General features: G+C 43.5%; 18 protein-coding genes. 11 read left to right on the top strand and 7 right to left on the bottom strand.

The features are described 5' to 3' along the window. Nucleotides 1–69: 69 nt before the first annotated feature. Together lysA and lptM are read right to left on the bottom strand one after the other, a co-directional pair. Nucleotides 70–1,446: a diaminopimelate decarboxylase gene (gene lysA, locus ACTXGF_RS25955; RefSeq protein WP_443533344.1), complete on the bottom strand. Its 1,377-nt coding sequence runs from the start codon at nucleotides 1,444–1,446 to the stop codon at nucleotides 70–72. Between the two features lie 208 nt (nucleotides 1,447–1,654). Next, the gene (gene lptM, locus ACTXGF_RS25960; RefSeq protein WP_443533342.1) at nucleotides 1,655–1,969 is read right to left on the bottom strand and encodes an LPS translocon maturation chaperone LptM; all 315 of its coding nucleotides are present in this window, start codon (nucleotides 1,967–1,969) and stop codon (nucleotides 1,655–1,657) included. Nucleotides 1,970–2,774: 805 nt separating this feature from the next. Here lptM and ACTXGF_RS25965 point away from each other — a divergent pair. The 10 genes from ACTXGF_RS25965 (at nucleotide 2,775) to tdh (ending at nucleotide 14,364) form a co-directional block, all read left to right on the top strand. Then, entirely contained in the window at nucleotides 2,775–4,007 is a 1,233-nt protein-coding gene (locus ACTXGF_RS25965; RefSeq protein WP_443533340.1) for an acetate/propionate family kinase, read from the top strand. A gap of 153 nt (nucleotides 4,008–4,160) precedes the next feature. Then, nucleotides 4,161–6,308 carry a phosphate acetyltransferase gene (gene pta, locus ACTXGF_RS25970; protein ID WP_443533338.1) on the top strand — a complete coding sequence of 716 codons (2,148 nt, stop codon included), beginning with the start codon at nucleotides 4,161–4,163 and terminating at the stop codon, nucleotides 6,306–6,308. Nucleotides 6,309–6,528: 220 nt separating this feature from the next. After that, on the top strand, nucleotides 6,529–7,491 hold the full coding sequence (locus tag ACTXGF_RS25975) for a nicotinate-nicotinamide nucleotide adenylyltransferase (protein WP_443533336.1): 963 nt from the start codon (nucleotides 6,529–6,531) through the stop codon (nucleotides 7,489–7,491). Nucleotides 7,492–7,622: 131 nt separating this feature from the next. Further along, nucleotides 7,623–8,036, top strand: coding sequence for a ribosome silencing factor (gene rsfS, locus ACTXGF_RS25980; protein ID WP_057758112.1), 414 nt, complete (start codon nucleotides 7,623–7,625; stop codon nucleotides 8,034–8,036). Nucleotides 8,037–8,264: 228 nt separating this feature from the next. After that, nucleotides 8,265–9,044 carry an MOSC domain-containing protein gene (locus tag ACTXGF_RS25985; protein WP_443533334.1) on the top strand — a complete coding sequence of 260 codons (780 nt, stop codon included), beginning with the start codon at nucleotides 8,265–8,267 and terminating at the stop codon, nucleotides 9,042–9,044. A gap of 163 nt (nucleotides 9,045–9,207) precedes the next feature. Further along, a complete protein-coding gene (locus tag ACTXGF_RS25990; protein WP_443533332.1) occupies nucleotides 9,208–10,560 on the top strand; it encodes an APC family permease in 1,353 nt (450 codons plus the stop codon). Nucleotides 10,561–10,588: 28 nt separating this feature from the next. Next, nucleotides 10,589–11,470 carry an N-acetylmuramoyl-L-alanine amidase gene (locus ACTXGF_RS25995; RefSeq protein WP_443533330.1) on the top strand — a complete coding sequence of 294 codons (882 nt, stop codon included), beginning with the start codon at nucleotides 10,589–10,591 and terminating at the stop codon, nucleotides 11,468–11,470. A 29-nt stretch (nucleotides 11,471–11,499) separates the two neighbouring features. Further along, a complete protein-coding gene (locus ACTXGF_RS26000) occupies nucleotides 11,500–11,691 on the top strand; it encodes a hypothetical protein (protein ID WP_443533328.1) in 192 nt (63 codons plus the stop codon). A gap of 393 nt (nucleotides 11,692–12,084) precedes the next feature. After that, the gene (kbl, locus tag ACTXGF_RS26005; protein ID WP_443533326.1) at nucleotides 12,085–13,275 is read left to right on the top strand and encodes a glycine C-acetyltransferase; all 1,191 of its coding nucleotides are present in this window, start codon (nucleotides 12,085–12,087) and stop codon (nucleotides 13,273–13,275) included. Between the two features lie 63 nt (nucleotides 13,276–13,338). Beyond that, nucleotides 13,339–14,364: an L-threonine 3-dehydrogenase, zinc-binding type gene (tdh, locus tag ACTXGF_RS26010; protein WP_443533324.1), complete on the top strand. Its 1,026-nt coding sequence runs from the start codon at nucleotides 13,339–13,341 to the stop codon at nucleotides 14,362–14,364. Nucleotides 14,365–14,680: 316 nt separating this feature from the next. Here tdh and ACTXGF_RS26015 read toward each other — a convergent pair whose 3' ends face one another. The 4 genes from ACTXGF_RS26015 to purL all read right to left on the bottom strand — a co-directional run bounded on the left by ACTXGF_RS26015 (nucleotide 14,681) and on the right by purL (nucleotide 21,376). Then, nucleotides 14,681–15,793 carry a RelA/SpoT domain-containing protein gene (locus tag ACTXGF_RS26015; protein ID WP_443533322.1) on the bottom strand — a complete coding sequence of 371 codons (1,113 nt, stop codon included), beginning with the start codon at nucleotides 15,791–15,793 and terminating at the stop codon, nucleotides 14,681–14,683. A gap of 13 nt (nucleotides 15,794–15,806) precedes the next feature. After that, nucleotides 15,807–16,250 carry a Panacea domain-containing protein gene (locus ACTXGF_RS26020; RefSeq protein WP_443533320.1) on the bottom strand — a complete coding sequence of 148 codons (444 nt, stop codon included), beginning with the start codon at nucleotides 16,248–16,250 and terminating at the stop codon, nucleotides 15,807–15,809. 502 nt (nucleotides 16,251–16,752) lie between these two features. Then, nucleotides 16,753–17,151, bottom strand: a complete 399-nt coding sequence (locus ACTXGF_RS26025) for an ACT domain-containing protein (RefSeq protein ID WP_443533318.1) — start codon at nucleotides 17,149–17,151, stop codon at nucleotides 16,753–16,755. A gap of 208 nt (nucleotides 17,152–17,359) precedes the next feature. Further along, complete coding sequence (gene purL, locus ACTXGF_RS26030) at nucleotides 17,360–21,376, bottom strand: phosphoribosylformylglycinamidine synthase (protein ID WP_443533316.1); 4,017 nt, start codon at nucleotides 21,374–21,376, stop codon at nucleotides 17,360–17,362. Nucleotides 21,377–21,858: 482 nt separating this feature from the next. Between purL and ACTXGF_RS26035 the strand changes: the two genes are divergently transcribed. Further along, on the top strand, nucleotides 21,859–22,353 hold the full coding sequence (locus ACTXGF_RS26035) for a pyridoxamine 5'-phosphate oxidase family protein (RefSeq protein ID WP_057758090.1): 495 nt from the start codon (nucleotides 21,859–21,861) through the stop codon (nucleotides 22,351–22,353). Between the two features lie 102 nt (nucleotides 22,354–22,455). On the opposite strand, the gene pgsA is transcribed toward ACTXGF_RS26035, so the two are convergent. Continuing rightward, a complete protein-coding gene (gene pgsA / locus ACTXGF_RS26040; protein ID WP_057758088.1) occupies nucleotides 22,456–23,139 on the bottom strand; it encodes a CDP-diacylglycerol--glycerol-3-phosphate 3-phosphatidyltransferase in 684 nt (227 codons plus the stop codon). Between the last annotated feature and the right edge of the window lie 125 nt (nucleotides 23,140–23,264).

Below are 23,264 nucleotides of genomic sequence, written 5' to 3' on the forward strand. Positions count from 1 at the left end.
ATTACAAAGCTATCTAATCAATACAGCCATCGATGACCATATCAATGTCAATCAACGCTTCTTATAGTGCTACTTACCCTGCCACAACGATTCATCTGCATATAACGCTTCAATCGTTTCGCGCTTGCGAATAAGCTGATGACTATCACCAGACACCATCACTTCGCTAGCACGCGGGCGTGAGTTATAGTTACTGCTCATGGTAAAACCATACGCACCTGCGCCCGTAATGGCCAGTACATCACCTGTGGCCAATGACAGTAGGCGGTCTTTTGCCAAGAAATCACCCGTCTCACAAATCGCGCCAACGATATCCCACGGCTGCGTACCATCCGTATCGATACCAGCACTAGGTAACACACTCGGAATCACCGCCATCTCAGCTTGATATAAAGCAGGACGAATCAAGTCATTCATCGCGGCATCAACGATAGCAAAGTTTTTATGCTCAGTCGGCTTGAGTACGTCAACTTGAGTCAATAGCACGCCAGCATTGGCAACGATACTACGACCTGGCTCAAAGAACACAGTCAAACCAAGCTCGCTAAGTTTTGGTAATAATGCTTGGGCAAACTCATCGATAGATACAGGCGTCTCATCAATATAGCGCACACCTAAACCACCGCCCAAATCGATATGATGTAACTCAATACCTGTGTCACGCAGGCTATGTATCAGCTCAATAACTTTATCTAATGCTGCAACAAACGGCTCTACTTCAGTCAACTGCGAGCCGATATGACAATCAATACCAACGATGTCGATATGTGATAAATCCGCCGCTTGCTGATAGACCGCTAGTGCGTTTTCGTGAGTGATACCGAACTTGTTGTCTTTAAGACCTGTTGAGATATATGGATGGGTTTTGGCATCGACGTTAGGGTTGACGCGTAACGAGATTGGCGCAGGCTTATCAAGTGACTTTGCCACGTCATTGATTAAAGTCAGCTCGCTGATAGACTCAACATTGAAGCAGCCAATACCTTGAGTCAGCGCATATTCGATATCACTATACGTTTTGCCTACACCTGAGAATACCACACGTGATGCTGCGCCACCTGCGGCTAACACACGCATAAGCTCACCGCGGGAAACAATATCAAACCCAGCGCCCGCCTGTGCCAAGACACCAAGCACGGCAAGGTTAGAGTTTGCTTTTACGGCATAGCATACTTGATGATTCAGACTGGCAAAGCTATCAGTATAAGCTTGATAAACGTCCAATATTGCTTGCTTTGAATACACGTAGCAAGGTGTACCATATTGTTTTGCCAACTCATCGATACTGACCTGCTCCATATACAATGCATCGTCGCGATAGCTTAACGCTGGCAAGTGAGCACTCAACGCTTTCGGGTCAACATACAACCCTTGCTCAGTTTGGATAGTAACGGATTCGCCAGTAGCAGAATCGATTAAGTCAGCAGGTAGTTCAGAATGACTCATATAAACATCTCTAATATAATCAGATTATCAAGGGTGAAAATTAAATTTAGGTAGTAAAGCTATTTAGTCAATCAGGCAGTAAAGAATCGACAGTTAATTAAAAAGTCAATTAAACTTTTAATTAAAAAGCACCTAACCGCTATCTACGGGCTCAGCTTAGCGATTATTAGCCTAGCAATTATTAGCCTAGTAATTAATAGCTTAGCAATTAATAGTCGTTGGGGTCAGTACTAGGCTCAGGTAGCACCATTTGCTCTTCTAGGTAGCGGTTTTTTTGATAGTTATCATCGTCGATACCCGCAAAGGCTGCATCTTGTGGATGGCTAGTACTATCCAGTACAGACGCACTGCCCTCTATCGTTTGACTACTAGAGTGTGCCAAATATAGATCGCCTTTTTGTCCGCAGCCTGACAATCCTAGCATAACCGCACTGCCAATAAATAAAGTGGCGACAGCCTGACGACTGGTACGAGCGAACGAGCTAGCATGCTTGGCTGCTGAGGGGCTGTGTATAGTAGACATATAATAGATAACCTGTGAGCTTACGACGGCATAATGGCAATAGTAAATCGTGATAAATAAAAAACAAATGGACAGCCAAACCAGCAGTTAAAGCACTGCCATTATGACTATTTTAATCATAGCATTATTACATAAAGCTGTACGGATACTGAATATGATTGGTGAATAAATTTGCGTGATGTTGGATATTTTCTAAAACATTAGTCGAATTTTTATAGTAATATCGTCTGCGAGCTTAGATATGAATGTATGACATATGGGTATCTCGACAATATTTCTTACAATTTCGTGAGCAATAGCGCTGTTATGCCGCCTATACAAGTTATCCATTTATAGTTCTATAACTCACTGAATATAATCGATTTATTTCATATTTAGCAATTTATCAATCACACATTTTAAACCTTGCCCCTGTCGTGGTGTAGAAACAAAAATGTGTTACATTATATTCCCAGTTTGCGGCGGCAATAGGATGCTAGCCTGAGATGCATACGCATTACCTCATAAGCATGGATGCATAGCACTGTCAGAAATAGTAGCCCAAGTATAAACAAAATCGCCAATATGCTTGCTTGGTATGATCAGCATAGATATGGCTGATTTTTATTTACTCGACGGTTATCAACTTCATCAACTCCATATAATAATGACATCATGTCTCAGTGACCCTTACTACAGCACTTGAGATATCAGCGATGTAGCATTTGATGATAATAAAACAGGACGTGGCAATAGACGTCTTTTTTGTATCGAACGAACGATATAATTGATTTGCCCTTTATAAAAACCAATCTAAGGATAGAGTATGAGCGCCAACCTAAGTACCACTTTTGATGATAAGAATAGCGAAACATCAACCCTAACTAGCCCCACTTTAGTCCTCAACTGCGGTTCGTCTTCTATCAAATACGCGTTGATCAGCGATGACAACTCTACTCGTATCACCGGTCTTGCCGAAAACTTAGGTCTCGATACAGCCCGTATCAAACATACCACGCTAAATGGCGATAAGTTAGAAATTTCTATCCCTGGTGGTAGTCACAAACTGGCACTGCAAAAAATTCTAGAGCTACTAGAGCAATATCACTTCATCGCAGTCGGGCACCGTGTGGTACATGGCGGCCGTGAGTACTCTCAAGCCGTTCGTGTTGATCAGCATGCGTTAGAGGAAGTAAAACGCCTAAAAATCTTGGCTCCACTACATAACCCTGCAAATGCTTTGGGTATTGAAGCGGTTCAAGCTATTTATCCTGACATTCCACAAGTTGTAGTATTTGACACCGCCTTTCACCAGACCATGCCACCTGTTGCCTTCCGCTATGCGTTGCCAAAATATTTATACGAAGAGCACAAAATCCGTCGTTACGGCTTCCATGGTACGTCTCATGCTTATGTCTCAGAACGTGCTAGCCAAATCACTGAAGCAAAAGGTCCTCATGGCTGGATAACCGCGCATCTAGGCAATGGTTGCTCAGCAACTGCCGTATATGATGGCAAAAGTCTCGATACTAGCATGGGTCTGACCCCACTTGAGGGACTGATGATGGGCACACGTAGCGGCGATGTCGACCCAAGCTTACATATGCATCTAAAGCGTCAGCTCGGTATTAGTCTAGAAGAAACGGATAAGATGCTGAATAGTGAGAGCGGTCTGCTTGGTATTTCTGGCCTATCAAATGATTTGCGTACTATTGAACAAGCTGCGAGCGAAGGCCATAAAGATGCGCAGCTCGCCATCGAGATGTTCTGCTACCGCGCCGGTAAATACCTCGCCAGCTTAAGCTGTGCACTGCCTGAATTCACTGGTATTGTGTTCACAGGTGGTATCGGCGAAAACTCTGTCACGACGCGCGCAAGTATTTTAGCCGTCATGCGTCATTTCGGTATCAAAATGGACGCTGAAAAGAACGCTGGATTGTACGGTGGTCAAGAAGGCAGCTTCCAAGCAGAAGGTAGCAGTGTCGAGCTGTGGGTTATACCAACAGATGAAGAATACCGTATCGCTCAAGAGACTCGTCAAGCATTGAAATTAGTATAAGACGATTGACTATAATGCCTAGCGCTTATCGTTTTGGACGCTTATAAAAAGCTGAGAACAAGTAAGATAAAGCGCTTGGTGTTTTTATACTGCATTTCTTATGCTGCTCAAAATGACTCGACGTCTAAAATAAAATAAATTGTAGGACACATTATGCAAACCATTTTACTTGTTCCCATTAGTCGCGGTATCGGTGTGACATCAGCCGCACTAGGGCTAATCCGTGCCTTTGATTATAACGGTATCAAAGCGGGCTTTATGAAGCCGTTTTTGCAAGATGATACGCTAGACAAACAGCACAGCTTAGACAGCTCAAGCGCATTGACCATGCACGCATTTGGCCTAAATCCGCCTGATTCTATCAGCCGTCAACACGTCGAGCGTATGCTAGGCGATGACAATCTTGATGACTTGATGGAAGAAGTGATTGCCAATTTTCATACGATCGATGATGGTCATGACGTGATTATCTGTGAAGGTCTGGTACCAACCACTGAGACCTCTTATGCTTCACAAATCAACCGTGCACTTGCTCACGCGCTAGACGCCAAAATTATATTTGTCAGTACCGCTGATATCAGTAAACCTGCTTATTTAGCGGATAAACTGGATGTCCATGCCCGTGAGTTTGGCGGTGTCATCGATTCACGGACACTAGGCGTGATATTGATGCGGGTACAAGACGTGCCGAACACGTTTGACAATCAACCTGTCGCGCCGGGTGAGGCCGTTGTCAGCTTAGATCCGAACTTCCTACAAGAGGTTCAGCGTCTATCACCTTCGTTCAATACCGAAGTATTCCGCCTTATTGGGGTGGTGCCTTTTAGTGACTCCCTATCTGTGCCCCGCACGTGGGATATCGCAACGGAGCTTGATGCGACTTGGCTAAATGTTGGTGAAGCAAAGACACGTCGTATCAATCGAATCAGCCTAACCGCTCGTTCAGTGGCGCGCGTCAATGAAGTCTTTAAGCGTGGTACGTTAATGGTGGTGCCCGGCGATCGTGATGACTTGCTATTGGCTGCTGGATTGGCCTGTATCAATGGAGTTCCATTGGCAGGTCTGGTGTTGACAGGTGGTATCACCCCAAGTGAGACAGTTGCTGAGCTTTGGCAATCAGCGCTCAAAACTGGCATACCCGTCATGAGTGTCGAAAGCGACAGCTACGAGACGGTACAGAGCCTGATGCATATGAGTTCTGAGATTCCAAGTGATGATACAGAACGTGCTGATGAAGTCGCTCGTTATGTGGCGGCGCATTTGGATCTAAGCTGGATTAAAGAATACTTCAGCCGCAATCATGAACCGCGTCTGTCACCATCAGCGTTTCGCCATCAATTGGTCAAAAAGTCACAACACGCGAAAAAACGTATTGTACTACCAGAAGGCGCGGAACCACGTACCGTCGAAGCGGCCTGTATCTGTCAGAGTCGTGGTATCGCCAACTGCGTATTACTTGCTAAACGTAGTGACGTTGAGCAAGTGGCCAAAAACCGTGATTTGACGTTGCCTGAAGGGTTAGAAATCATCGATCCTGACAACCTCGATATGAGCAAATATATCGCCGCTGTCGTCGAGCGTCGTAAAGGAAAAACCACTGCAGAAGTCGCTGCTGAATACCTAAAAGACACAGTCTATCTAGGTACTATCATGCTCCAACTAGACGAAGTCGATGGTCTGGTCTCAGGTGCGATTCATACCACTGCCAATACGGTACGCCCAGCATTTCAGCTGATCAAGACCGCGCCGCAGTACTCACTCGTGTCGTCAGTATTCTTTATGCTGCTACCTGAGCAAGTGGTCGTCTATGGTGACTGTGCGATCAACCCAGATCCTAACGCTGAAGAGCTGGCAGAGATTGCTATTCAATCAGCACAGTCTGCTGCTGCCTTTGGTATCGACCCAAAAGTGGCGATGATCAGCTATTCTACTGGCTCATCAGGCGCAGGCGCAGATGTCGAAAAAGTCGCCCGTGCAACCCAAATCGTTCGCGAGCGCGCACCAGACCTCAAAGTCGACGGCCCACTACAGTATGATGCGGCATCGGTCATGAGCGTCGGTAAGCAAAAAGCGCCAGACTCACCTGTCGCTGGACAAGCCAATGTCTTTATCTTCCCTGACCTCAATACTGGTAACACCACATATAAAGCGGTACAACGTAGTGCCAATGTCGTCAGTGTCGGCCCTATGCTGCAGGGCTTGAATAAACCCGTTAATGATTTATCACGCGGTGCCTTGGTCGACGATATCGTCTATACTATCGCGTTAACCGCTATCCAAGCGTATAGCGATTTGATTTAGTCGCTGTAAGGCTCGCTAATTAAAGTTCTATACAACGCCGACTATCATTATGATGGTCGGTTTTTTATTGGTACTGTGGGGTCAGACAGTGGTGACAGATGCTCGCCTGCCCTCTACAATAGCGCTATCATCAAGTTATTTAATCTAAAGAGGCCAGCCAGTAAAAGAGCAATGTGCATCAACGACCACATGCGCCCTATCTACTTTTACACATTTATTTATGCCAAATACGAGCAACAGCCCTCAAGAAAAAACACCTGCACCTGCCATTCGTGCCTATCTTGGCGGCTCGTTCGATCCCGTACATAATGGTCATTTAGAAGTCGCGATGTCTGTCTATCAGCACCTACTACCAATTTCCAAGCAGCTACAGCTCACATTGCACGTGTCCTTATTACCCAATGCGCGCTCGCCATTTAAGACCCAAAGTACAGACCCTAACCATCGTTTAGCGATGCTAAAGCTAGCGACGGAGAATACGCCGATACAGATCAATGAGCTGGAGCTATGGCAAGCGCCGCCTGTCTATACGATCGACAGCGTACGCACATTAAAACAGCAATATCCTAATGATAATTTAATATTTATCATGGGTATGGACAGCGCACATAGTTTGGACAAATGGAAAGATGGATTGCATCTCACTGACCATGTCAATCTATGGGTGTTTAATCGTCAGAGCAGTAACGATGTTAGCGATGGCATTAGCAATAAACTTTCTGACAGCAACATATTTTCTGAAAATAATACAGCGACTACGGAAGATGTTAATTTCTTAAAATCGCAATTACCGTTGTCATTGCAGCCCCATATAACGGACTCACCTATCGAGCTGTTAACTCAAACCATTCAGCGCTCGTCAGATAGCTCAAACTCAAATAGTACTAATCCAAATAGCACTGATCCGACTAGCACTGACTTGAAAAACGCCATTCAAGGACGCATTTATATAGATTCGCGACCTATTACTGCTGTATCGAGTACGCAAATACGCGAACAACTACAGAAACTAGACGATCAAACAAATAAAATGCCAGTCGCTGAGAGGCAAATCGCATCTATAGCATCAATAAATGATATCATTAGCAATACTGAATCTAATCCATTAGCTAAATGGCTAAATCCTGCTGTTTATCAATATATTATCGCCCATCAGCTATATTCTGCTGCTCAATTCCGTTAAAATCGCCTTATCTATGTCATTTTGCCTATCCTGTCTTTATGCGTGACTGACAACATATGATCAGTCGGATAAGACAAATTGACGTTTTACCCCTTTATTTTACATATTTACGATTCAAGAGATTAAAATTTATGACCAACACCATGACTGCAGAACGCCTAACAGAATGCTTGACCCTAGTACAAAGCGCTCTAGATGATATGAAAGCAAAGAACATCACTGTAATGAATGTAGAAGAGTTGACTGACGTAACAGAGCGCATCATCATCGCTGATGGTACCTCAAAGCGTCATGTACGTGCGATGGCTGATAGCGTCGGCGCTGAAGCTAAGCAAGCTGGTTTTATGCCACTTGGTCGTGAAGGCGGCATCGACTCTGATTGGACGTTGATCGATTTGGGCGCGGTTGTCGTCCACATGATGACGCCACAAGCACGTGAGTTTTATGACTTAGAAGGCCTATGGTCATCACCTGAGCAGTTGGCTGAGCTAGTTGCTACGCCGCGCGAAAAGAAAACTGCAGGTCGTCGTAACAAAAACAAATAAGCTTGTCAGTGATGATATTCGTTCAAAATTAAGAAACGCTCCACCAAAAAGACCAGAATACTTATTCTGGTCTTTTTTTATGTAAATTTTATGATGATGAACCAGTATAATCAAATACATCACTGAGTACAGATAAGCTCATTTCATATTATTATTTATTGACCGCTAAAGTTAAACCGCCAAAATTAAGCCGCCTTAGCCTATTCATTCTACTTATTAGGAAACCTTATGAGCGCAGAATCGATCACATCATCACCTGAGCAAACCTTAACAGACTTTAACCAAGACTTGCCCCTACATATCGCTACCCTCACTTGTGTTCGCGCTGGCAAGTCTATGCCATTTTCCCGTGAGGAAATGAGCGCCATTGATAAAGCACCTATCAAATCTCCTGTCGCCGTCAACTTTATGGGCTTAACCACTGATGAACAGGCTGACCGTAAGCATCATGGTGGCCCATTGAAAGCCGTGCATCAGCTAGCGTCTGCAACATATGAAAAAATCAATGTAGAGTTCGGCTTAAAAGTTCGCGTCGGTACGCTAGGAGAAAACCTTACGACTGAAGCTGTCGATGGTTTGCCTGAAATGACCGAATCTACCGTTTGTATTGGTGATATTTTTCAATACGGAGGAGGCTTTGAAAACGGTTTAGATACTAGTAATGATGGTGCTAGCGTTCAACTACGGATTGTCCAACCACGCTGCCCTTGCTACAAAATCAACGATCAAATTGGACAATTTACCAAAGTACCAAATATCGCGGCATGGGTCAGCAAGCAAGGTATCTCTGGCTGGTACTTCCAAGTCGTCCGTGATGGCATTATAGACGCTGATTTACCCGTATATTTGGTTGAGCGCCCTTATCCGTTTGCGACATTAGAGACGCTATGGCAACTGGCAAACTCAAAAGAAAAGTTTGATGCCAATGTAATTGAACCGTGGCTAGCGATTGAGTGTTTGGAAGAGAGTTGGAAGAAAGTGTTGGCTAAAAAAATCCAACAGGATTGAAAAGGTAATACTCAACAAAAACCTTTAATATGACTTTCCTACTTATAAAAGATAGCCAGTACCCTGCGTAATGGCGTCACAAGGTTTTTCATGTTCTATGTCAGCTCCATAATAAACACTCTCCCCTTCTCCTTCTCCATCTTTGATCGTGAAGGAGCACTCCATGAGTGAAAAGACAGAAAGTATCAGCTACCTACAAGCGATAGCGATTAGCGTTGGTGCGATTATTGGCTGGGGTGCGTATGTCATGCCAGGCGATTTGTTTTTGCCGCAGTCACAGCTATTAGGCTCTTCTGTTGCTATTATTATCGGTACTTTAGCCATCTATATGGTTGCACGTGCCTATATTAATTTGCTGACCCAAACGCCAGAAAACGAGTCAGGCGGTATCTATTGGATTGAAAAATACATTAATCGCAAGCATGCCTATATTTATGGTTGGGGCGTTACGATAGGCTATATTTCTATTATCGCGCTCAATATATCAGCCGTCGCTTTGCTACTGCGCTATCTGTTACCTAGCGGCTTACAATTAGGCTATCTGTATACGATTGCTGGTTGGGAAGTCTACGCCAGTGAAGTGTTCTTGTGCAGCGCGGCTATTATTTTGTTCAGTTATATCAATCTAAAAGGTGTACGAGTCGGCGCAAAAATTCAACTCTATATCGCCCTCTTTATGATTCTATCAGTCACCGCGCTGTTTTTTGCCTCGCTTTGGATGACACCAACGAGCCAAGCATTTTTGCCAACTGACATGTCTAGCAGCTCTATCACCAGTCTGGCATGGTTACCTATCTTAGCCGTTATGCCGTGGGCGTATGTTGGTTTTGAGACCACACCGCAAATTTCAAAGGCGATTAGCGACTCAAAAACCAAGACCAAAAGTATTATCCTAATCTCACTCATCGCCGGTGTGTTGTTTTACTTTTTAATCAACTACTTTACCGCGCTAAACATGAGCTTTGACTATCAAGCGATCAAAGACAGCCACTGGGCAACAGGTGAAGGCATAGACAATCGGATTGGTAGCATTGGTATTTGGCTACTATCGATCGCTATGATTGGCTCGATAATGAGTGGCATCAATGGCTTTATATTGTCATCGGTTAAGCTCTTAGAATCTATGGGTGACACGTCATTATTGCCTAGCGTATTTACAGATAAACATAACCAATTCAGTAAGCAAAAAACCGTTATATTGATATGCTTGGTGTGCCTACTCTCTCCTTGGCTGGGTAGAAACTACCTACTCGACATTGTAACAATGGCATCCTTGGGCATTACGGTTGGCTTTGCTTATGTCACGACTGCCGACCTCATCAATGAGCGAAAAAAGAAACAGGCAGGTCTGCTAAATTATCTCTCTGTATTAATTAGTGTGGTCTTTATATCGCTGTTGCTGCTACCATTTTCACCAGCGGCGCTGTCATTTAATGCTTATGTCTTGCTAGGATTCTTTATTCTGCTTGGGGCAATTGGTTATAAAAAAATCGCAGTCAATCCTAACGTTAATTAAACGCAACTATTCCCATACAGAGCATTTCATGGCAAAAAATATTTTCTCGATGGCATTGGCTTCAGTACTAGTATCATGCTCCATGCTATCGCTTGTAGGCTGCGTATCAACGACAGCACCGCGTTATGTCATCGACAGCGATAGCTACCAAGCTACTGGCAAAAGCGAGCGCATCAAAACCATCGTCCTGCACTATACCGTCTCTGATAATGATCGCTCGATAAAGACATTGACCACAGGCAATGTGAGCGCGCACTATTTAGTATTAGACAACGATGACAATAGAATCTATAACCTCGTACCAGAGAGCGAGCGCGCATGGCATGCAGGTGATGGCGGCTTTGCAGGACGGACGATATTAAACGATACCTCTATCGGTATCGAGATCGTCAATAGCGGTATCAAGCCTGAATATCGAGACGCACTAAAAAATGGCACACTCGACTATCACCCTTATGAGCACTATGTGGCATTTGATGAGTTGCAGATTAAAAAAGTCGCACAACTGGTGCAAGATATCGCCGCGCGCTATGACATTTCACCGAAAAATATCATCGGTCATTCTGATATGGCACCCTCGCGCAAGATAGACCCCGGTGCCAAATTCCCGTGGGAGCGACTTTATTTCGATTACGGTATCGGCGCTTGGTATGATGAGTTTGATAAGCAGTTTTTTATGAATCAAGATGGATTTGCGTCGGCCACGATACCTGAGATCAAGCAAGCGTTTCGCAAATATGGCTATCAAATCAACGACACTGATACATGGGACAAAGCCAGTCGCGATGTCGTCTATGCGTTTCAGCTGCACTTTAGAGCGCAGCAGCCAACGGGGAATATGGATAGCGAGACCTATGCAATATTGCAGGCACTAAATAAGAAGTATGCTGGTCGGGATGATTTTTATTGAAGAATACAGACTATCAGGAGACATAAGCCATGAATAACTCTCAAAAAAATGAGCAAGACGATCTACAAAAGTATCTAGAAGAAAAAGCCAAGCAAGAGCAGGAAAAGAAAGGGGAACAAGAGCCTGAGCCACTTTCTGCCTATGATGCTTGTGTGCTAAAGGAAAGCGCCAAGATTCATGAGTTAATCGCTGAGGCTCAGAAGCGTCCCAAAGGTGACTAACTGGATAGACAGTACTTATCAATACTTACCAATCAAGATTATAAAAATGCGCAAGTTAATGTCTTATGTTTTGAGACATAGCTAAGCCGCTATGAAACCAATACTATAACCAAACAACGCTATATCACTTTATAAAAGAAGGCCTATCTACCAACTATTTAGGCTATTTATTGCGATAGGCTAATGATAAAATCACCGCTCACAGGGTTATAGATAGTATCACTGCTCACACCATCTCGTTGGCTTCCCGCCTCGTTGGTTTTATCGTTGATTTTAATGATGGCTAAGATGCTGCGCAGATTTGATAGCTTGGCTTTGATAGCCTAGTTCTATGACCAGTCTCAATATCTTTATTATCAAATGAACACCAATAATACTAAAAAAGGAATATTTATGTATCAAGCCTTTCAAAAACACCTACAACAAGAAATCAGTGATATACGCGCAGCAGGACTGTATAAAAACGAGCGCGTTATCACTTCTCCGCAAGATGCACTCATCAAGATCGCCGATGGCCGTGAGATGCTTAACTTCTGTTCCAATAATTATCTTGGACTGTCTGATCACCCTGAGATTAAAAAGGCGGCTATCAAAGCCATCGAAGACTCAGGTTACGGCATGTCATCAGTGCGCTTTATCTGTGGTACGCAAGATTTGCATAAGCAATTAGAGGCGTCGATTTCTAAGTTTTTTAATACCGAAGATACGATACTTTATGCCGCCTGTTTTGATGCCAATGGCGGTGCCTTTGAGCCACTGCTGACCAGCGAAGATGCCATTATTTCTGATTCGTTAAATCATGCCTCAATCATTGATGGTGTGCGCCTTTGTAAAGCCGCACGTTATCGCTACGCCAATGCAGATATGCAAGATTTAGAGACGCAATTACAAGCGGCGCAAGCACAGCGTTTTCGTTTGATTGTCACCGATGGTGTGTTTTCGATGGATGGTAATGTGGCGCCAATGGATGAGATTTATGCGTTGGCGCAAAAATATGATGCCATGGTCATGATTGATGAGTCGCATTCAGCAGGCGTGGTCGGACGCACTGGTGGCGGCGTAACTGAATTATTTGATCTGCGCGGCGATATTGAGCTGATCACCGGTACGTTAGGCAAAGCGTTTGGCGGTGCTATTGGCGGCTTTACCACGGGCAAAAAAGAAATGATTGAGATGCTGCGTCAACGCTCACGCCCGTATCTATTTTCAAACTCTATTCCGCCTATGGTGGCTGCCGCTGGGGTAAAAGCGTTTGAAATGCTAGCGCAAGACAATACCTTACAAGACCAATTACATGAAAATACCGCCTATTTTGTGAAGCAAATGCAAGACGCGGGCTTCGATATCAAGCCTACCGAGTCTGCCATTTGTGCGGTGATGCTCTATGATGCCAATGTCTCGCAGCAAATGGCAGACGCACTGCTTGAAGAAGGCATTTATGTGATTGGCTTCTTCTATCCTGTCGTACCCAAAAATGAAGCTCGCATTCGTGTGCAGCTCTCTGCTGCGCATACTCGCGATCAGCTCGACCAGTGTATCGCCGCCTTTATTAAAGTCGCCAAGCAAATGAAGGTGATTGATTAAGCATCACTCAGAACTTATCTAAATTCAAAAATTAAGTACAACACAGCTAAATAAGAGAAAACTATGAAAGCACTGGTTAAAGCTCATGCCAAAAAAGGCATCTGGATGCAAGACATGCCAGAACCGACAGTTGGTATTAATGACGTTAAAATAAAAATTAAAAAAACCGCCATTTGTGGCACAGATTTGCACATTTATAAATGGGATGAGTGGTCACAAAAGACCATAAACACGCCGATGATAATCGGACACGAATACGTCGGTGTCATTAGTGAAATGGGCGATGGCGTCAAGCATCTTGAAGTAGGTGACCGCGTCACAGGCGAAGGCCATATCGCTTGTGGGCATTGCCGTAACTGCCGCCGTGGCAAGCTACATGTGTGCGAAAACACCATCGGCGTGGGCGTTGACCGCGACGGCGCGTTTGCCGAATATTTGGTGATACCTGCCGATAATGTCATCAAACTCGATGAGCGTATCAGCGATGAAATGGCAGCCATTATGGACCCGTTTGGTAATGCCACGCATACCGCGTTATCTTTCCCTGTCCTTGGTGAAGATGTGCTAATCACGGGTGCAGGTCTGATTGGGTCAATGGCAACGGCGATTTGCCGCTTCGCAGGGGCGCGTAATATTGTAGTCAGTGATATTAGTGATTATCGTCTAGAGCTTGCCAAAAAAATGGGCGCGACGATGACCATCAACCCAGCCAAGGGTGAAACCATCGAAGGCGCTATCGATACCTTGAAAATGCACGGTTTTGATATTGGTCTTGAGATGTCAGGCTCGCCTCAGGCCTTTGATTCGATGATTAGTAACATGTATAACGGCTCTAAAATCGCGCTCTTGGGCATTTTGCCTAACACCACCACGGTGGATTGGAGCAAGATTATTTTTAAGGCGTTAACCCTAAAGGGTATTTATGGGCGCGAGATGTGGGAGACGTGGTATCAGATGGAGCAAATGCTGATTAGCGGTATTGATCTGTCGCCAATCATTACCCATCGCATGCACATTGATGACTTTCAAGAAGGCTTTGATATCATGGAAAGTGGGCAATGCGGTAAGGTGATTTTAAGCTGGGATTGATTTTGGTGATTTAGTATTTGAGAAGTCATGGTTAGCTTTTATATTGTCACGATTTATAAAACGGTACTGATTTCAGTGCCGTTTTTTTTGGATATTAAAAAGCGATGAGAGAACCTAGCAAGATCAGGAAAAGCAGCAAGAACCTAAACTGCTCTCTGCTTATGATGGTTGTGTACTAAGAGAAAGTGATAAGGTGTATGAGTTGCTTGCCGAGGATCGGAAAGAGAATAATAAATACTGCATTATGTATTCAGCATCTATATACGTAAAATCTTACTATAACCTATTTATGACGGTACTAAATCACTCACTATAGCTATGAATATTTAGCTAAAAGCTTGTTATATCTATTGATGAAGCTATCACTATCTAGGAAATAGTTTGGATAAGCTTCTTCAATTTTATTAACATCATCAACCGATACCAGAACTACATCAAATTTATCACTGCCCTTGTAAGTCTTCTCTAACCGATAGTAGTTTTCATTTGCTTTTTTACCATCAAAGTAATGCAGCACTCTAGTCTCACGAGACTCTAAGTTTAACTGGATTAGATAATATTTAGCTTCAGGACTTTTTTCTAATAAATTAATAGAATTAACGCTTTTTAGCTTTTCAATAACTTTCAATTCTTTCTCAAGTGCATTTAGTTTAGTACATACTTCTATCGGAGTTAATTCTGCATAACTAGAAATAACAGGAGCATTTTCTTCAATAGAAAACAATACACTTGTTAGTTCAAGAAACCTTAAGTACCTTTTATCTCCTTCTCTCGCTTTGAATGAAGCTTTGTACAGAGAACCGAGTATTTCTACAATTGTAGCCCATTCATGTTGTACCTTTGTGCGGATCTGTAGTTCCAATCGAAAAACTTTATTATCGACCTTACACTTAAAAATCTGGTGTATACCTCTATAACCATCAAGTTTGGGTTTGCTTATATAATTATTTGTCCTTGTTTCATTCTCAATATAATCTGAATTATATATTTCACATATTTCTCTATCGCTAATAAAACGCTCAACCGCTTGCATACTAGGTAAAGTAACTCTAACTCCCACTATATCTTCCATTTGAGAAAGTCTAGTTGAACGAAGTCTAACTAATTTCATTGAAATTGATTCTAGCCTTTTTGTACGGGAACCAACAATACTTTCCTTATCAATCTCTAATCTTTTCAATTTCTTTTTTAATAGATTTGAGAATATCTTAAGACAAGGTGCATGATTTTCTCGATATTTTCTAAGTATAAGTAATGCGTTTGTAAACTCCTCTTCTCTTCTAATATCTAGATTTGAACTTTCCATACAAGAACGTATAACGTCACCAGCCCTTGTTACATCTGAATTAGAAATAGGAAAAGAGAGTGGTACATCCTTACTGATGCCACTCTCTTCAACGTTATTAAAAGTTGTCTTTATATCTAACATTACAATTTAAATATCATACTTTGCCGTTGATCATATCTTGCGAATTAATAACCGTACCTAATTGCCCATTTGACCACGCAGTTTCCGGCTGATGTGTCATCCAAGATAATTCAGTTCCAGTATAATTACCATACACATCAACTATCTGTTTTAGGAATTCAGTTACTTGATGGTCATGAGTATCTATCTTATGAAACTCATTCCACATATTAGAGCCAAGTTCATGAATACTTCTATAACCGAACTTCTTAAACTCATGATAAATTTCAGGTAAAACAGGGCCATACTGCCAACGTTCAAAGTTACCATCAAACAATGGCATATTAGTTGATTTCAGATGCCATGATTGAGCGAAAAACATCAATTTTTGCAGCTTCATAGGAGTTAAGTTATTAATTTTTCCATTATTAGCTTGTTCAATAAAAGCATTTGCAATTGCAATTGCTGAATATTTCATAATAACCTCCTCATATTGGCTAAAGACCACTTTAGACAGTGTATCGTGTTGTTAGAAAGAAAAGTGTAGTGAAGTGGCATATGATTACAATATGCTATTTTTTCGGATGATACACTTAGAAAGTGTAAAGATATTGATTGTGATATTTCTTTAAGGATATATATTATATCATATAATTCTAGAGACGGATATGAAATAATAATATATATAACATATACTTAAATACTGTTCTTGAGGTCTTCACTGAAATCCATACACTCTTAATACCGTCTGAATCGATGATCAAGATAATAGCAAAATAGAAAACTCCTTTTAAAGAATTCTTACTTGCAAAGTTAAAATTGCATTGTAATTTTTTTAACGCTTCTCATGAATAACTCCCTACTTTTGAAAACTCAAACATGAAAAAGGTGAGCTTTACGCCCACCTTTTTTATTTGTAGAACACTATTCCAAACTAACTCAGTTGATCTTAACGATGCAAATTTAAACGTCAAAATATTTTATATATTACTCAGCTCTTTTAACGCAGACAGCGCCTGCTCCGCCTTATCATCCGACACAAATATATGGTCATGATAATAGGCAGCGATCACATTGGCACTGATACCTTTTGAGGTCAGTTTGGTTGCTATTGCTGCGGTTAGACCTACCGCTTCTAGGCTTGAATGCACCGTCAAAGTGATTTGCCGAAACACGCCCTCATACTGTAAACCTGCCTCATCAGCTTTGTCTTTTGTTAGTACCAGAGTCAGCCCTTCTATCTCCACAAACGTCGCGATTGGCGCTAAGTTTGCGTATTCAGCCAGTTGACCTTTCACGGTACAAAACACAAATAACTCATCAACCAATGCGGGCTGCATCGAACTCAATAGCTCATTTATATCTGTAACTCCTGACATTTTATTCTTCCTTATTTTGCTGAATACTGTTCTTTGTTAACCGCAATTTTAGCATGTCATCACCTATACTCGTGAAAACACGGTATAAACACTAACCTTTATTTCCAAACACTCAAACCTTAAACACAAAAAAGGTGAGCCTAAGCCCACCTTCTTATTTAACAAACAGCTATCTAAAACTATAGCTTAGAACAAATTACCCTATATCTTAACGCAACCAAGCGCGAGCGTTGCGGAACATACGCATCCACGCGCCGTCCTCATCCCACTCTTCTGGTTTCCAGCTGTGGTTATAAGCTTTTAGGTTACGCTCAGGATGCGGCATCATGATGGTGACGCGACCATCAGTGCTACATAGACCCGTGACACCGCCGAGCGAACCGTTTGGATTGAGCGGATACGTCTCAGTTGGATGACCTTGGCTATCGACATAACGCATCGCAAGCTGACCGTGTTTTGCCATACCGTCGATTTCGGTATTGTCTAGTGTGGCATAGCCTTCACCATGCGCCACCGCGATTGGCAAGATGCTGTCTTGCATACCTTTGAACAGGATAGACTTGGTACGCTCAATTTTTACGTTGACCGTACGCGCTTCAAAACGAGCTGATTTGTTGGCGACGAAACGTGGGAAGTTTTCTGCACCTGGGATGAGGTCTTTTAACTGCGCCATCATCTGACAGCCGTTACAGACACCTAGTGAGAAGGTATCAGGACGGGCAAAGAAGCGGACAAACTGCATGCGAAGCTCGTCATGGAACAAGATAGAATTCGCCCAGCCTGAGCCAGCACCCAATACGTCACCATAACTAAAGCCACCACAAGCGACCAGTCCGTCGAAGTCACGTAGGTTGATACGGCCACTGAGTAGATCACTCATGTGTACATCGACCGCTTCAAAGCCCGCTTGGGTAAAGCCTGCTGCCATCTCTGTCTGACCATTGACGCCTTGCTCACGCAAGATAGCAACTCTTGGCTTAGTATCGCGACTAGCCAAGTATGGCTCTTCAACTTTTTGATTCAGATCAAAGTTTGGCGCGGCGATTAGGCCTTTATGGCTCGCATCAGCGATTAAGTTATACTCTTGCTGTACGCACGCTGGGTTATCACGGCGACGCGCGATTTGATAGCTGACCTGTGTCCATGCTTGCTGTAGCTCACTACGGCTAAAGCGTAGAGTGTCGTCACCCATGAGCGTTGGCGTTTGGATCAGCAGGCTATCTTCTTCAGAGCTTTGACCAACGAGGCTTAGCATGTCGCTGACGTTAAATTCTTCTGCCAATTGCATGAGCGCCGCAACGTTTTCTGGCAATACTTGGATGACTGCACCCAACTCTTCACTGAACAGCTGACCAAGTAAGTTATCATCATTTAATGACAGCTTGATACCCTGACGGCTAGTGAACTGCATCTCAGCGATAGTCGCTAATAGACCACCATCACCGATATCGTGATAAGCGCTGATGACGCCTTGCTCATTACCCGCTTGGATAAAGTTAAAGAAGTCGATCAAGTCGCTTGGCTGCGCTAAATCTGGGCAATCGTTACCCAATTGGCTAAGCGTTTGCGCAAGGATTGAACCACCTAGACGCAATTTACCTTTAGACAAGTCAATGCGGTAGAACGCGCTGTCGCGATTGATTAGCTCAGGGGTTAGCGTTTTTGCGACGTCAACCACAGGAGCAAACGCCGTCACGACCAAACTCATTGGTGAGACGACTGATTTGTCTTGGTTTTCACCATTGTCATTGGCGTTATCAGACCAGTTAGCACGCATCGATAGCGAGTCTTTACCGACTGGGATAGCGATACCGAGTGCTGGGCACAGCTCTTCACCAACGGCATGTACAGCATCGAACAAGGCAGCATCTTCTACATCATCACCACAGGCGGCCATCCAGTTCGCTGACATGGTGATATCAGACAATTGAGCGATACGCGCACCAGCGATGTTAGTAATCGCTTCACCGACTGCTAGACGCGCCGAGGCTTTTGGACTGATAAGCGCAACAGGCGTACGCTCGCCGACACTCATGGCTTCGCCAGTCATTGGCTGACCATCTAGCGCCACTAAGCCAGAAGCCGTCACCGCACAATCCGATACAGGCACTTGATAGCGACCCACATACTGATCACGCACGACCATACCCGTGATAGAACGGTCACCAATACTGATCAAGAATGATTTGCTCGCCACGGTTGGATGACGCAATACATCGGTAATTGACTCGGCTAGATTAATGTCGCTAAGCTCTAATGCTGGTAACGTGCTTTCGGTACGCTCAAAGCTGCGCTGCATCTTTGGTGTACCGCCGAGTAGTACTTGCATCGGCATATCGACTGGTTGCTCATCCAACAGCTCATCATCAACGATTAGCTGACGGATATCCGTCGCCTCGCCCAAGATGGCATATGGGCAGCGCTCACGGGCACAGATAGCATCGAACTGCTCTTTGCTCTCTGGGCGAATCGCTAGCACATAACGCTCTTGAGCTTCGTTTGACCAGATGGCCATTGGCGACATGCCAGCTTCTAACGATGGAATCTTACGCAAGTTCAGATGCGCGCCCATTTCATGGTCATTGACCAGTTCTGGCATCGCATTAGACAGACCACCTGCCCCTACATCATGTAGTGAGACGATTGGGTTACCGTCTTTACTATTATTACTTACATCGACATCATTACCAGCGAGGGCCCAGCAGCGATCAAGGACTTCTTGGCAACGACGCTCCATCTCAGCGTTATCGCGCTGAACTGAGGCAAAGTCTAAGCCTTCATCAAGGTCACCACTATCGACCGACGATGCTGCACCGCCGCCCAGACCGATTTGCATCGCAGGGCCACCAAGAACGATAAGCAAATCGCCTTTTTTGATGGCATTTTTTTCAATCAGATTGCGTTTGATATTGCCGTAACCACCTGCCAGCATGATTGGCTTATGATAGCCGCGCATCTCGCTACCGTCTTTTGCGGCAGAGGTATCTAGCTGAAAACTACGGAAGTAACCGCATAGATTTGGACGACCAAACTCGTTTGAGAAGTTGGCTGAGCCTAATGGCGCTTCGGTCATGATCTCAAGGCTGGTTGCCATACGATCTGGCGTACCATAATCCTGCGTACTCAATTGACCTGACTGCTCCCACTTTTCACTAAGCTCTGGGATATGCAGATGTGATACGTGGAATCCTGTTAGACCAGCTTTTGGCTTACCGCCACGACCAGTCGCGCCTTCGTCACGAATCTCACCGCCAGCACCTGTTGCCGCACCCGAATAAGGGGCAATCGCTGTTGGATGATTGTGCGTCTCAACCTTCATTAAGATATCGATGTTTTCTTGATGAAAGTCGTAAGGATGGATTGAATTGGCATCCATCGCGTCGGTTGGAATAGGATAAAAACGCATGCCATCAGACCCTGCCATGACCGCAGCATTGTCTTTATACGCTGACAAGATGCCTTGTGGATTCGACTGGTACGTGTTTTTAATCATTTGGAACAGTGACTTTGGTTGTATTTCGCCATCGACTGTCCATTGGGCATTAAAGATCTTATGACGGCAATGCTCTGAGTTTGCCTGTGCAAACATCATCAGCTCAACGTCAGTTGGGTTGCGTTTCAACTCATTGACGTACGCATTCATCAGATAGTCGATATCTTCACTTGATAACGCAAAGCCGAATTCTGTATTGGCTGATTCTAGTGCTGACTGACCTTGTCCGATCACATCAACATGGTTCAATGAGGCTGGCGCTTGATCGTCAAACAATTTGCTGACATCACTCAAGTCATAAACCAAGCTCTGCGTCATACGGTCAAACAATAACTGCTCGGCGTCTACTGGTAGTTTTTCGCCTGCGTCACCGTCTATTTTTTCATCGAGGGTTAACGTATAAACGACGACACGCTCAACACGATTGATCTCAATTTCACAGTTATTAAAGATATCTGTCGCTTTACTTGCCCATGGCGATATCGTACCAAAACGTGGCCCAACGATGACTTGTAGTTGGTTGTCTTGCGGCGCATTTAGCGTTGCTGACTGGTCAACCGCCAGTAAATCTAGCGCTTTTTTATGTTCATCACCAGATAGCTCTCGTGATAGTACATACACTTGCTGAGTACTTATTTGACTGACATTTAGCTCGGTTTTTTGCTGAAACTGACTGATGAGTTGCTGCGTCTGAAAATCGGTAAGAAACGGTTGTCCGGCGATGGTCATCATAAAGGCATAATCCGTAAGATCAAGGCATCTCTGCCATGCTAAGTAAATGGTCTGGGTATTATAACAAGAAGACCTGTAATAAGCAGGTCTAAACCAAGATAAATTGCCGATAAGTTGCGTTCTATCGCGACTTACTATTTGCGAATCGATAGTTCAAAAAAATTAAATCTCTAGCCATTTTTGACTAACCTATTGAAAAATAGAACGCTCAAATCTACGCTGTCACAATTTTTACCTAACCTTCATATTCCTTACAAACACTCACATCGCATTACTGGGAACCTATATAAATGTAGGGTGACAACTCGGTATTCTAGTCTCAGTTGTTAAGGAAACGATGACGTTTAACTTTTATATATATTTAAGGGTTAAACATATATAGCCTAAAGAAAAATTACTATAAATAATCAACTGTTCAATTCGGCTAATTAAAACAACGCTATATAAGCCCAATTAAAACACTATCAAAAAGGAAATTTATTATGAGTAGACAAGACCATATCGATAAAGTACAAGAGCTGGTAAAAGAAGTGAAGTTTGCCATGATGACTACTCGTACTCACGAAGGCCATTTACATGCCTGCCCAATGACCACTAGCGAGACGAGCATTGGTGCAAAAGAAATTTGGTTTATTGGCGATAAAACCACTGAAACCATCAAAGATATCGAAAAAGACCCACAAGTGAACTTGGCCTATGTCAGTCAAGATTCAAAAGATTATGTCTCAATTAACGGTAAAGCAGAATTGGTCGAAGACCAAGAGAAGTTAGACGAGCTGTGGTCGCCAATTTACAATGCGTTTTATGAGCAAGGTAAAGAAGATCCAAATGTCCAATTGATTAAAGTTGTCCCACATGGTGCAGAATACTGGTTAAGTGGTAGCTCAGTAGTCAATATGTTCAAGATGACCACTGCTGCAGTAATGGACGGTAAGAAAGCGACCAACTTAGGTGAAAATAACTCAGTGACACTATAAGTCGTCTGATTTGTAAGCAGTAAAAACAAAAACGCCAGTGGCTAATGCGACTGGCGTTTTTTATTATCTAAATTTTATGCTGATTACTTCCTTTTTATGAAACTATCCGCTTTGCTTTAAATAAGGCCAAGCAGCTTTTAGATAAATCATCATCGACCACAAGGTAAGTATCACAGCGGCGACCATTAATACATAACCGATGGTTTCAAGCGACTGCCAATTAAGTAGTAGTACGGTAATTGCTACCATCTGGAACGTTGTTTTTAGTTTACCAACATAGGATACTGCAACGCTAGTGCTTTTGCCCAGCTCTGCCATCCATTCGCGTAATGCTGATACTGCGATTTCGCGCGAAATAATGACGATAGCCGCTATCGCCATAATGATATTGGGATGCCACTGTACAAGAACGATGAGCGCAACCGCCACCATCAATTTATCAGCAACAGGGTCCAAAAAGCGACCAAAGGCTGACATGACATTAAGTTTACGAGCAAAATACCCATCGAGCCAATCGGTAATCGCGGCAATAATAAAGACGCCGGTCAATAACAAGTGGCGCAACAAACTATCGCTAAACTCGCTCATCCCAACGCGCGCAATGACATTGTCTGAAATCGCAGGCATACCAATACCCATGGCTGGCGGCCAATAGGCAATCGCAACAAATAGCGGAATCATCAAGATACGCGCAATCGTAAGGTTGTTAGGCAAGTTAAAAATACTCTTGGTATTTTGCGAACTTGGCGGTTCTTCCTGCGTATGCAAATGCGTGCTGTCAGTCATGGCAAACCCAGTTTAATATGAACATAATAATGGCAGATAGCTTAGCATTTTTCGGACAAGGCGTCATGCCATCTCTGCAGCGATTGAGTTATCAAAGATATCAAGAAAGGTATCAAGATTGACTA

It is taken from the genome of Psychrobacter sp. 1Y6 (genome assembly GCF_052258385.2).
In the GTDB taxonomy this organism is placed as follows: domain Bacteria; phylum Pseudomonadota; class Gammaproteobacteria; order Pseudomonadales; family Moraxellaceae; genus Psychrobacter.